We start from the raw sequence: 12049 nt of genomic DNA, 5'->3' as shown, positions 1-12049 counted from the left end.
GTACCTTTTATCTGAGTGGAGGATGATCAGTTATCAGCGGGATGGGCAAAGCTATTCAGGGTATCTCGTAACTCCTCAAGCTTTGTATCCGATAACTGACAGGCTGATTTGATTCTTTCGGTTACGCGCCACAGCTCGCTTTGCAACGCGAGCCCGTCATCGGTGAGGGTAATGAGAACCCGCCTTTCATCTGCGCGATCCCGCGTGCGGGTTATGCGTCCGGCAGCCTCAAGTCTTTTGAGAATGGGAGTAATGGTGCCGGTGTCCATGCCAAGCTTATTCCCAATATCACCCACGGTGCGTGGGGTTCCGTTAAACAACTCCAGCATGACCAGATACTGGGGAAAGGTAAGGCCCAGCGGATCCAGGAACGGCTTATGTAACCGGTTCATGCGGCTCGCCGCACCATAGAGCGCAAAAGAAAGTTGTGTCCCTATTTCCTGTCGTGACTGCATGTTCATATGCCAATCCATTATCTTGTTGATGATTATATAGTGTGCTAGATAAAAGCATATAGCAAACTTTTCGTCAGTTATAGAGTGATGAATAAGTAATTCGTGCGGTATGACAATGACAACAAATCAGGCTGAGAAGTCTCCAGACCGACGGGTACTATCGTTCTGGGCTATTCAAAAAGGTCTGCTGTTGGCACGCAGCGGACTTTACTTACATAGATGATGCGTCACGCTGCTAGTCACAGGGCGCTAACTATTACGCCATGGCTGCAAATAAACACTGTTATTTCAGCTTTTCAGGTTGATTCATTATTTTTATGAAGCGCTTGTATCCGGCAAACCTGTGATGCACTGTAGCCCGTAGCATCAGCCGTTTCCTGGATACTCAGTTTCTTTACCTGTCGGCAGTACAGGACTTTCTGATGCCGCTCCTGATCGGCTTGTTTACCCCGGTATTTCCCCAGTGTATGTGCCCGTTCAATTCCCTGCTTCTGGCGCTGGCGGCGGCTCAGCCAGTCCTTATGCGACATCGCGGCCATCAGGTCGATAAGCATATTATTGATGGCGGTTATCACGGCACGGGTGATTGGATCAGCCTGCGAAGGGTCTTTATCTGACAGCGCCTGCCATGAGGTGGGTACATCCAGGCTGACAATCCGCAGTTCGTGTTGTTCTATCTGCTTTTTCAGCGTCATCCAGTCACTGTTACTCAGACGGGTCAGGCGGTCAATTTGCTCGACCAGTAAAATATCATTGCGGTGACTGTCCATCAGTAAGCGTCCCAGCTCCGGGCGGTCGAGTTTTGTACCGCTTATGTTCTCCCGGTAGTAACTGGCTATTTTATGTCCCCGCTCCTGAACAAACTGCTCCAGCATCTCTTTTGCCCGATCGGCGAACTGATCTTCCGTCGATGCCCTTAAATAAGCTCTGATGAACACTTTTCCACCACGTTATCGCATTTAGGTTATTGCATTTAATCTATCGCATATAGGTTATGTCATTCATCGTGTGTCGTCACGTTTTGAGTATGGCGTCAGGGTGTACTCCCGTGCTATACGGAGTTTTCAGGGGATTTGACCTTAACCGGATGACATAAATGCGATACCGCGAGAGCGATACCTTAAAAGCGATAGCCGCTGACACAAAATCAATCCGTTACGCATCGCGATTGGTTAAATATTGTACTTAACGTACAAAAATTTCCAATCTCCAAACTGATCCCATTTACCGTTACTCGTCATTTTCGGGGGGTCTTCCACTGGACCCCATAATGGAAAAGTTTTTGGTGGACTAATACTGTTATTTATATTCATATCCCAGATAGCCTTTTTTACTTTGAAAAATCTCAAAAATGGAAATGGGTAACAGGAATCATGACAGCATTGGCATTCCTGTTTTTCTTCATCAGGTAAGGCCTGTTTAGATTTTTGCAAACTTTGATTATAGCTGGCTTCAGATTTACATGTTCATCCCGCGCCTACGCTGTCTGATGAGATCTGATACAGGATCATTCGCTTGTTCGTTCGCGTGGGGATGAGCTTAACGTGAGTTTTCGTTCTACTGAGCGTCAGCCCCCATTATCAACCGCATGATGGCCTATACTCCCGGACTGCATCAGATTTCGACCGGCACCACGGATAAAGAACGGATGGCATTAACCCAGGAATACCCGGGGTTTTACCGTTACGCCCTCATCATGGAAACTGTTCCCGAGTAGGCGAGCCAGAAGTCATCTCGGTCTTATGGGTGAGTTTGCAGCTAAAATGTAGGCAACAACATCTTTCATGGAACGGGTAATTTCGGATGCGAAACAGTCCCAAAATCATACAGCAACTACAGTGGCGACCGATTCGGCAAGCGGAAGAATCGATACTGACGAGTATCAGTCGGGCCACTTTGTCACCCACAGTAAGATTATGGCATGCATGTTATGAACCTAAATACTTTTCAACCAACCACTCCTTAATACAAAAAGCGTTGCATGATGTGGGGTTGGAAACAGCAACAACCAAACGACAGGCCGAATTTTGGGCTGGCCGTTGTCTGATGATGCGGGCATTTTGTCAGAATATCCCTTTAGGAAAATCAGCGTCCGGGGCTCCAGCATTTTTTAAAGGTAAAAATGGGGCATTGTCACACTCTCTTAGAGATGTGTTATTGCTCGAAGGATCAGACGACCTGCTTTTTGGTGTGGACATCGAACCACTCTTAATACCGGTTTCATTACAGGCCGTACTCAGTAAGGTAGCAACGGAAACTGAGCAAAAATGGTTAATAGATCTTCCCCCAGAACACTTGGTTCACGCCGCAACCATTCTGTTTTCAGCAAAGGAGACCCTTTTCAAATTACTCAACATGGAGATGGATATTCGACCAGATTATGACACCATCGAGGCCAAAGAAGCGCCAGCTGCAGGTTCGCTAGTCTTTGAGTTGACCCAACGAGCAGGCCATAGGCTAGCTGCGGGGAAGCGTTTTTTGATTATGTATGACAAGATCGGGGAGAATAGGGTGACATGGGGGATCCATTCACCAGAAGATTCCTTCTTCAGGAGCAATTGATCTTTCTTTCAGCCATACATAGCGAAAAAATGGGTAAAACACAGCATCTGTGATGCTGTCTGACAGCATGTATCCTCCGCCTCAACCTGAGCATTTATAAAATACCTAACTAATTGATTTGTCTTTAGTTATAGCTCGCCGACTCAATTCCATCATTGCATCACGAAGGTGGCTTTTTATCTTATTCCCGATCAGACGGCCGAACACTGGTGCTAACAACCCAGTCATAGTGACGGAATGGCAAATGCGTGCAGGATCCCCTTTTTCCAATGAGGCAAAATATTCATGATCGAAAACCAGACTCGTTAATGGCAGCTTAGCCATATCGGAAAAAGCGCGGTTGAGTTCGACGCGACTCAGCGTAAAATCGACTTCTGGTCCACTGGCTGGCTTCATTTTTCCAGTGGTCCCCTCGATAAAGTCGCCATTCAATTTGACCCACTTAAGTTCACTGTCCCAACATGGCCAGGATGAAACATCCTGCCACATTGCCCAAATTTGTTCTGGTGTAGCCTCGGTTGTAACGCTTTCACTGTAAGTCCATTTAAACATTTTATTCCTCCGAATATAAAATCAACGTAACGTTGATGCTCGTTGATGAAAAAGACAAAAAGGGATAGCTAACATGACCATAAATGCTGCGGTAAGCGGCAAGTAAAGTATGCCGTGAGCAGCAATCTGTCTTGTAGCAATAAAAGAACTGAGTGACATACCCAGATTGAAGGCTGATACATTCAGACTGGCAGAAATACGTGCGTCTGACTTTCCTGCATCAGTAATCACCCAACCCTGTACCATTGGTGCGGTAGCAAACGCACCAACGCTCCAGAGAACAAGACACAGTGCCGAATTTACTGAATTAACCGTGCAGGATATCCCCAAAAGACCGACAACCTGAATAATGACTACAGTGACCAATGCGGCGGGCAACCCGATTTTCCCAGGGAGTATACCCCCCACAATATTACCCACGAGAGAACCCAAACCAACAGCCCCCATAATTAACACCACGGTCTGAGGTTCCAGCCCTGCTGCATCAGTCAACCATGGTTCGGCATAGGAAAAAAAGACAAAACCGCCGCCAAATGCCAACACGGTAAAACAATAAGGCCTGATTAATGCCGGATTGTTGAGCGCGAAGCGGAACACTGATGTGCGGCCGGTAACATCAGCTGCGGGGCCAAATGTTGCGGGTAGGACGAACCACAAGAGAACAGCTCCGATAGCGGCAACACTGGAAATGACAACAAAGGGTGCTTGCCAACCATAATGAACAGCGGCCACCATCCCGGCTGGTACACCAAGCACCATAGACAATGTCAGACCTGAAAACATCAATGCAATGGCCAACGGGGTCTGACGAGAGTCCGTCACTGTTGGCAAACTGGCGGATGTTAGGCTGAAGTAAGCACCATGTATGGCCCCAGCCACTACACGCAACATAAGAAGAATGGTGAAATCAGAGGTGATTGCAGAACCAGCGCTAAGAATCGAAAAAAGTGACATGAGGATAACCGCCAGCGATCGTGCACTGTACGACAGTGTTAGTACCGTGAGTAACGGTGATCCCAGTGTTATCCCCAAAGCATAAGCCGTCACCAACAACCCAACCTGAGGCATTGTCACACCGAATTCTGTGGCAACCTGACTCAGTAATCCGATGACAATGAATTCAGACAAACCAGCAGAAAAAGCGGTTATTGATAGCACTGCGATTATCAGTTTTGGCATGGAGGATTTCGACATTCCGGCTCTCTCATTTCATAAACGTTGAACAAATAAAATCGGCCAAACGTTCCCGTAAAATGGGAACCAGTTCTGGTTTGTACACACGCCTGTAACAGACGCATAACTGACTTTCTTGTTCGAACTCCCACAGACCTGACTGAATAAGTAGGCCATCCCGATCACGGGCACCAATGAAAATATGGTTGCCCCTTCGCCTACGGGTAATGGTCAAATTATCGATACCGTCCAGTCCGTCCAGTTCAAGCAAAACCTTGTTTACAGAGAGCTGATGCCAGGCGATAGTTTTTGACCAGGCTTTTACAAGATGCGACCATTCAAGGCGGCGAAAAAAATCCTCTTGGGTGACGTTGTCAAACACCACAATAATGGTCGAAAACCGACTCATCCCAATCCCCTCATGGCTAATCTGAGTAATTCAGCATCATGCTCACTGATCTCAAAGAAACCTCTGCGGGCCAGCATCCCCCAATGAGGGTTTGCGGTGAGTTCAAGTCCAATCACTTCTTTCAATACGACTGGCTGAAACTTTCTATTGAAAGTCACATCCTTACGAAACGGTTTAAAACCGGGGAACTGTTCAACCTGATATACATCATCATTATTAAATACGCACTGGAACTCGACCGTTTTTAGGATTTCCCCCGCATTGATTTCACTACGAGGGCAATAAATAAAAACTTCATCCCCGGCACTCGTTTGGCGCAAAGGACCTGCTTTTCCGTGGCAAACCTGAAGGAATTCAGAATCGGCAGCAATGCGGGCATGAGCCCGCGAGATAACCGCTATCCAATGTTTCATGCACCTTCTTCTCCTTTAAGGGTAAATTGCGAGAGTTCATTAACACTGGTGATCACATCTGCTTGCAGCTTTTCCAGTAGCGGAGGCGGAAATGCGGGGCCACCCTCGACCGGCAAAGCGCAAATGGAATGTTGCAGGCTAACGTTCTGGCCGTCATCATTCAATGTCAGGGTATGGCCAAAAGAAAGGAGTCCCATGGGGCTGTTCGCTGTTGTGGTGAAATGGACACCTTCAATTAATGCCGTCACACTGACCGCAATAGCACCGGGTCCGGCTTTTGGAATAACCAAAAAACGTTTACCTAGTGATAGACCATTTTCTGTGGCTTCTATCCCTTTTAAAGATGCATCCCAGTGTTGCCAACCCGCCAAGTTGTTCCATGCGTCCCAAACGCGAGCTGCTACCTCCGCAGGAATATTGACAGAGTGAGAAAATACAAAGGGATTGTTGTTAATTTTTGACATAACGGTAAAGCCCCTTATGAGTGGATAAAATTTCGCTAATATCTTCTTTACTGCTTTCTGATGAAATCAGGCTAAACGCCCCAAAAGCGACAGGTTTGCCATCAGTAATGTTATGTGCACCAATTCGTTTTGGGAGACATTCAAATGTGCCCACAATCACAGTTCCAATCTTCTCACCCTGCAAATTACGCAAGAATAAACTCTCGATAGCAGCGGCTTGCATATGAACATTATTGGTGGCCAGCGTGATAGCCTCGGCCTTATTGCCTTGCTCAATGGTGAGATAGCCCTGAAGGCTGGCAGGAAACCATGCCGTGGCGACATAACTGTTCACCGCCTCAAGGGTGACAGCAATATCGCTGCACATCATTTCCGTTACATAATCCCAGTTGGCATAACGATTCAGGATCAACAGGGGTGTATTCTTTGGATCGGCATCCTGACCTTCCAGTTGTTTATTTAGGTCATAGTACTGCCATAGCCCTCCGGCAAGCCGGGAGGTGATTGATAACTTGGCTCGCTGTCGGCGTGGGATCAAGGCGTCAAATTCACGGTATGTCATCGATGAGTCTAGCGAAGTGGTAAACTTGACTGCATCCTGATTTACAATACAGGTGAACGTCTTAGACATGACTATTCTCCATAATCATCGAAGGGTGGATCCCAGAAAATCCGCTCGCAGTCTTTAACATCGCCTTAATCTGCAATGGCACTGCTTGTGAACGTGGAGGGATCTCCTCATAGGCATCAACAGGCAAAGCTTGAGCTGTTGGAGGGAGAATACCGGTCATCATCATTTTCCACGCCAGAGCCACCTCAATCATATTGGCCCCGCCCAGAGCGTGGCCGTGGTTGCCTTTAAATGCTGTGATTGTTGGTAAATCAGCGCCAATCACATCTTTTAACGCCTGATATTCAGCCTGATCATTTTGCTGGGTCCCGGAAGCATGAAGATTGACATGATTGATTGCACTTTTATCAACCCGCGCATCTTCCATTGCTCGTTCAATGCTTTGCCGTATAGAGCTGCCATCCGTCGCAATATCTGTCATGTGGTATGCGCTGGAAACGCAACCATATCCAGAAATACGTGGCATTTGTTGTTCTGTTGCTTGTGTGCTAACCAAAATGGCTCCGCCACCATCGGCGAAAAGAAATCCGTCCCTGTCACGACAAAACGGTCGAGAAGGGCTGGTGATTAAACCTGGAGTGAAGCTGCGGGTCGCGTTGATTTTATTAAATGCCTCTAACGCCAGAGGTGTCAGGCCAAAATCCAGAGACATGATCAATGCACGCTTAAGTCCCATGCGAGACATAGCCGATTTAGCTAAACCAATGGCTTGAAGTCCGGCACAACAGCCGGTAGGCACACAAACAAACTGAGTGTTTTCCCCGTATACAGACGTGCCAACAAAAGCACGCTCAATAGCCGCAAAATCTAATTGTTTAAGGGTAACCGGGCGACCGGCATAAATTTCGTTTTCCACTTCGGCTAAATTACCCACCGCACTGGCGAAAAAAATTGCATCCACGGGCTCGCTGACGGCAAGTTCACTGACCAGTTTGAGGATTGTCTCCGTGAAAAGAGGGGCGTAAGCGGTAATATCAGAACCTGTACCGGGAACGGATTCAGCAACGAAAAAATCTCGCCCACCAGGCAGGCTTGCCTTATCGTAAACGCTGACTCCCTTAAGTACGTTTTGCCAGATTTCTTCCAGCGAACCACCAAGCGGACTGACTGCCGCCGCCGCAGTGATATAAAGGTCTTTCATTCAACAATCCTTGCTACAGCCCGAGCCCAGGCGGCACCACAGTGCAACTTTATGGGTAAGGCAATGAAATCAATAAGTTTGGCGGTTTCAAAATCCCGCAGATTTGCCAGCCGTTCGATCTGGTAATATGGGCGTTTACGTCCCAATACATGCGCTGGCCAAAGTATGGAGGGATCTCTTGTTTCAACATAAGCGCGGGACATCACAGCAAAGGGTGGATCTATGCTAAAGGCATCCGTACCAATTAGGGTGTAACCGCGATCAAGTGCAGCCTCAACGTAGTGGGCAGGTATACCTTTAAACTCAGTGAAATAGCTGGATTCACCATAGCGCTCATAGGCACCCGTAATGAAAAAGACCGCATGCGCCCGCCCGGTATAACAATCAAGACGCTGCAGATAGTCTTGCCAATTCAACTCCACTTCTGGACCGCAGGATATGCGATCAGTAAAGATCACCGCTTGTCCCATAAAATGGTTAATGTCGGCAGCGACAATATCGGAACCGTCAGGTGAATAGTGGAGGGGGGCATCAATATGCGTTCCCTGATGTGTGGATAACGTAACCATCTCATTTGAAATACCGTAACCATCAGGCCAGTCTTCAGGACTAATGTCGAATCCTTTGCACAAATGGGCAACACCATCCACATGGCTAAGCGTATCTACCTGAATAGAAATGGGCTCGCCATTCCCCGGATAGAGCGCGGTTGAAATACAGGTGTAATTTTTCATGAAAATAACTCTTGTGGCAGATGTGGATCGATTTCATCGTTTTTCGGGCGTTTCAACAAATGCCGTGACAAAGTGGTCGCACCGGTGACTTCTCTGATCTGGGACAGCGCTTTAAGCATCCCGTATTCACTGAGTGGACAAGACAAATAACCAGCATCGCCTAGTGGTGTGACATGACCGACAGAGCATGTCATCGCAAGTGCTTCTGGCTCAGCACATCCGCTAAAAATTATGCTTTCCGGCGTAACATTAATGCCTTTACCCATCATGGCCATGAGCAATTCAGCTGTTGAAATCACATCAGAAGGTAAGCATGAACATCCTAGTGATACCCTGTCATTACCGACTGGGATCATGAAAAATGTGCGCCTGACGCCTCCACTGGTATTTTCAGACCAGAAGCACATTTCGTCTCTATCTTTACCAGAAAGAGAAGAAACTACCAGATAGCGGCAAGCTGTCCGCGCAGGATGCATAGTGTGTGATTGATATGCGGGATCGTTCATCACAGACTTGCTACCGCGGCAGTCGAATACCCGATCAAATCCCACTAAATCGGCGATGTTAGCCACCTCTTGCTTTACACATTGTGCAACAGGAATGCTTTCAGCTAAAAACGCTGCCAGCCGCCCTTTGTCATAAACAAAATATGCTTCGTTTGAGGTAAGTCGCACCTGTTGAGACCGATCATCGTGCTGCCAAAGCACCCATTGAATAGCGGGTGCTGTCTGGATGATGGTTTCTGCTTCATTTAGACTACTAATGGCGTCAAAAAATGCCCGCCGGGGCACTATTTCAGGAATGCCACTGGCAAAAGGTTTCGGGGACTGAAACAGCGAAACGTCAAAGAAAGGAGCCAAAAAACTGGTGGCCAAACCAGCAGTAATTCCGCTTCCAACAATGGCTATTTTGGAGCGCATAAAGACATTCCTGTTAATCTGTCGATGTTTTCCCGCAACAGGGAGAACATTTTGCGTGCCATGTCCGGCGTATATGCATCCTCTTCGATCAAAAGATGCCGGCTAGCAAACAATACGCCTGGATGCGCAGTTTCAGTCCACCATTGTGCACTCAATGCAAGTACATTTGGCGGAGGAATCAAATGCATCACTTTTATTCTGTCAGCCAAACGAATACGTTCAACCTCAACCTGGTCGGGTTCTGGCCTGTCTGCGTCAAAGAACAGAGTAAAGTGCTGTCGAATAGCACTTTCTGAAATCCGGTTGATGTCACAAACACGATCGAGCGCGCTCAACCAGTGATCGAGAGACCAGATCTGAGCCAAAGCTCCGGGACCGGATGACACCTTTTGTTTGGTCACCAGATTAAGGCAGATCTCAGACATTGTTTTCACCATTCCCGTAGCGAGCCCAGGTGCTCAATGCTGCGTGGATATGCTTTCTGATGAGAGCAATAGCGTCTTCTGCGTTTGCATCCTCTGATAGCGAAAACCCATGGTAACTAATAAGACGGGTTTGTCCTTCTCCGAGTGACTGAAAACGCCAGCCCCCCTTATGGCACTTAAACCCTTTGGGCGGTAATGGCTGAGAAAAATCAATGACGCGAAGCTCCTCATTGACGTATCGCCATGATTTAACAAAATACGCTTGCCCTGTCCCCAACTCTTCAATATGCATAATGAATGTTTGTAGTCGACCATCATCACTATGAGCTTCAATCTTCGACACATGACTCAGAATTTCGGGCCATCGCTTATAATCTCGGATGTAGCCAAATACCGAATCAATATCACGGTTGATAATGATGCTACCTTGCAAAACAAAAGGCACATCTTGATGTAGCCAGTTATCCCGATGTGTAACAAGATGATCGATCAAATCACTAATGGTGCTAACATTATCTTCATGAAGCGGTTTTGCCGAAATTGCCAAAGAGGAAACAATTTCGACAAGCGTCATTACCTCTTGGCTATCCAGACCAAGTTGGTCCCGAATGTTTTTGTTTGGATCGACGCTTTCATCTGGCGAATCTGTTATTCCCAGCTCAAAAAGAACAGACGCGACATCGCCTTCCGCGCGGCGGTAATTTTTTTCATTAAGCATTGTTTTCATTCCTTGTGGACTTAATTACATCCTTGCGAGCCAAAACTCTTTTTTAGAGGCACCAATATCAATCATGTGGTTATTCATTGCCCAAGAACTTTGTTGTTGCTTTAGGGCTTGTGAATTTTCCCACATACTGTCATCAAAAAACTCCAGCATAATATTCTGTAGCCAGCTCTTCCCGGGTTCAGTAACAATAAATTCCGTTTCGGTATCCTGCATTAGGTTGTCACGAATAAGCCCATCAATAATGGATTTAAAATCGTCGTAACACTCAGTTTTCCAGGCTTGGCGGTAATGTGCTTTGTCAATTCGATAATAAAGTAAATTAAAAATCATATAACGCTGTTTGCTTAATTTTGGCGTTAGCTGAATACTTGCGGTAGTGAAAGTGTTATCACCATTAGTTACCGCATTAATATACCGTTCAACATCTTTAGAAATGCCAGTACGACGTTGATTGATAAAGCTGTACGCTCCAGGGCCGAAACCGAGTGCGTCCACGCATTCCTTCATAGTCCAGTGATTATACTTGGACTCATATCCCGGTAGCGCGTAGTGCTCATACATATAGTTATGCATACCCGAATCAGCAGCAAACTGCCTGATCATGGTCTGCATCTGTTTGACTATGGCACTTTCAGCATCCGCAACAGGGGCAACTTTACCTGCTTTGATAAGGGATTCCTGACGGGTTCCCGGTGTCACTCGATAGAGATAAGTTGTTAAATGCTTAATATCCAGTTCATGAAGCACTTTAAAATCTTTTTCCCAGTGTTCAAGAGTGTGGCCTGGCATGTTATACATCATATCCAGCTGGATATGCTTAATACCTGCATCTTGTAACATGCGAATTGCATCAATGGTTTGTTGAGCCTTATGCGGGGAACCTACTATTTGCAATACCTCAGGCTGGAAAGATTGTGCACCCAGTGAGATCCGGTTGATAATCGAATTTGCTACAAAAATAGCTTTTTCTTTATCAAAATCCTTGGCATTTCCTTCCAAAGTAATTTCACAATCATCCGCTAGTCTGAAATAGCGGCTAAGTGTGGAAAGAATTTTATCCAAGTGGCTAATTTCAAGCAGGGATCCGGTACCTCCGCCAATATACACACCCCGCAGGCGTGCATTTCCCCATCTGCGCGTTGCGGCATGGCGTTTAAGATCAAGTACTAATGCATCAACATATCGATCTAAAAGTTGTTGAGTTTTGCCGTTATTCATAGGCAACAAATCAACAAAGTAGGGGCAAGCTTTGCAGCAAACGCGACAATAGGGAATTGACAGATACATGACAAAATCAGTTCCGTCGCTGTCCAAATCTAATGACTGGATAAGCTGACTATCCGCTTTTGCATCAGGAACATCGTACATATCGGGAGGGTAAAGAATGAATGGCATATAACAACGATTTTTGTACACGTACACCTCCTTGTGTTTGGGTAAAAT

The 12049-nt window shown here is 46.6% G+C and carries 15 protein-coding genes; 1 reads left to right on the top strand and 14 read right to left on the bottom strand.

All coding sequences use genetic code 11. The annotated features are described in order from the left end of the window. Positions 1-26: 26 nt before the first annotated feature. Together HGT70_RS03235 and HGT70_RS03230 are read right to left on the bottom strand one after the other, a co-directional pair. The gene (locus tag HGT70_RS03235) at positions 27-461 is read right to left on the bottom strand and encodes a MarR family winged helix-turn-helix transcriptional regulator (RefSeq protein ID WP_181540659.1); all 435 of its coding nucleotides are present in this window, start codon (positions 459-461) and stop codon (positions 27-29) included. A gap of 290 nt (positions 462-751) precedes the next feature. Then, positions 752-1393, bottom strand: coding sequence for a recombinase family protein (locus HGT70_RS03230; protein ID WP_214194877.1), 642 nt, complete (start codon positions 1391-1393; stop codon positions 752-754). A gap of 1054 nt (positions 1394-2447) precedes the next feature. Between HGT70_RS03230 and HGT70_RS03225 the strand changes: the two genes are divergently transcribed. Further along, a complete protein-coding gene (locus tag HGT70_RS03225; protein ID WP_214194876.1) occupies positions 2448-3017 on the top strand; it encodes a 4'-phosphopantetheinyl transferase superfamily protein in 570 nt (189 codons plus the stop codon). A 105-nt stretch (positions 3018-3122) separates the two neighbouring features. On the opposite strand, the gene HGT70_RS03220 is transcribed toward HGT70_RS03225, so the two are convergent. The 12 genes from HGT70_RS03220 to HGT70_RS03165 are packed head-to-tail and all read right to left on the bottom strand — an operon-like array spanning position 3123 to position 12022. After that, positions 3123-3569 carry an SRPBCC family protein gene (locus HGT70_RS03220; protein ID WP_214194875.1) on the bottom strand — a complete coding sequence of 149 codons (447 nt, stop codon included), beginning with the start codon at positions 3567-3569 and terminating at the stop codon, positions 3123-3125. Between the two features lie 21 nt (positions 3570-3590). Next, positions 3591-4763 carry an MFS transporter gene (locus tag HGT70_RS03215; RefSeq protein ID WP_214194874.1) on the bottom strand — a complete coding sequence of 391 codons (1173 nt, stop codon included), beginning with the start codon at positions 4761-4763 and terminating at the stop codon, positions 3591-3593. Between the two features lie 10 nt (positions 4764-4773). Continuing rightward, entirely contained in the window at positions 4774-5151 is a 378-nt protein-coding gene (locus HGT70_RS03210; RefSeq protein WP_214194873.1) for a hypothetical protein, read from the bottom strand. Next, on the bottom strand, positions 5148-5564 hold the full coding sequence (locus HGT70_RS03205) for an EVE domain-containing protein (protein WP_214194872.1): 417 nt from the start codon (positions 5562-5564) through the stop codon (positions 5148-5150). The genes HGT70_RS03210 and HGT70_RS03205 overlap by 4 nt, the downstream gene beginning before the upstream one ends. Continuing rightward, positions 5561-6028: an SRPBCC family protein gene (locus HGT70_RS03200; RefSeq protein ID WP_214194871.1), complete on the bottom strand. Its 468-nt coding sequence runs from the start codon at positions 6026-6028 to the stop codon at positions 5561-5563. The genes HGT70_RS03205 and HGT70_RS03200 overlap by 4 nt, the downstream gene beginning before the upstream one ends. Continuing rightward, positions 6015-6659 (bottom strand): hypothetical protein, encoded by a 645-nt coding sequence (locus HGT70_RS03195; protein WP_214194870.1) that lies wholly within the window; start codon positions 6657-6659, stop codon positions 6015-6017. The genes HGT70_RS03200 and HGT70_RS03195 overlap by 14 nt, the downstream gene beginning before the upstream one ends. Beyond that, on the bottom strand, positions 6652-7800 hold the full coding sequence (locus HGT70_RS03190; RefSeq protein WP_214194869.1) for a beta-ketoacyl-[acyl-carrier-protein] synthase family protein: 1149 nt from the start codon (positions 7798-7800) through the stop codon (positions 6652-6654). The genes HGT70_RS03195 and HGT70_RS03190 overlap by 8 nt, the downstream gene beginning before the upstream one ends. Then, the gene (locus tag HGT70_RS03185) at positions 7797-8534 is read right to left on the bottom strand and encodes a cyclase family protein (RefSeq protein ID WP_214194868.1); all 738 of its coding nucleotides are present in this window, start codon (positions 8532-8534) and stop codon (positions 7797-7799) included. The genes HGT70_RS03190 and HGT70_RS03185 overlap by 4 nt, the downstream gene beginning before the upstream one ends. Further along, positions 8531-9454 (bottom strand): hypothetical protein, encoded by a 924-nt coding sequence (locus tag HGT70_RS03180; protein ID WP_214194867.1) that lies wholly within the window; start codon positions 9452-9454, stop codon positions 8531-8533. Before HGT70_RS03180 ends, HGT70_RS03185 begins: the two co-directional genes overlap by 4 nt. Then, on the bottom strand, positions 9439-9879 hold the full coding sequence (locus tag HGT70_RS03175; protein ID WP_214194866.1) for a hypothetical protein: 441 nt from the start codon (positions 9877-9879) through the stop codon (positions 9439-9441). The genes HGT70_RS03180 and HGT70_RS03175 overlap by 16 nt, the downstream gene beginning before the upstream one ends. Then, on the bottom strand, positions 9872-10597 hold the full coding sequence (locus HGT70_RS03170; RefSeq protein ID WP_214194865.1) for an SRPBCC family protein: 726 nt from the start codon (positions 10595-10597) through the stop codon (positions 9872-9874). The genes HGT70_RS03175 and HGT70_RS03170 overlap by 8 nt, the downstream gene beginning before the upstream one ends. Positions 10598-10621: 24 nt before the next feature. Next, positions 10622-12022: a coproporphyrinogen-III oxidase family protein gene (locus HGT70_RS03165; protein WP_214194864.1), complete on the bottom strand. Its 1401-nt coding sequence runs from the start codon at positions 12020-12022 to the stop codon at positions 10622-10624. Positions 12023-12049: the final 27 nt, after the last annotated feature.

This window comes from Rosenbergiella collisarenosi (genome assembly GCF_018494085.1).
In the GTDB taxonomy this organism is placed as follows: Bacteria; Pseudomonadota; Gammaproteobacteria; order Enterobacterales; family Enterobacteriaceae; genus Rosenbergiella; species Rosenbergiella collisarenosi.
This window is presented reverse-complemented; position numbering and strand designations above follow the sequence as displayed.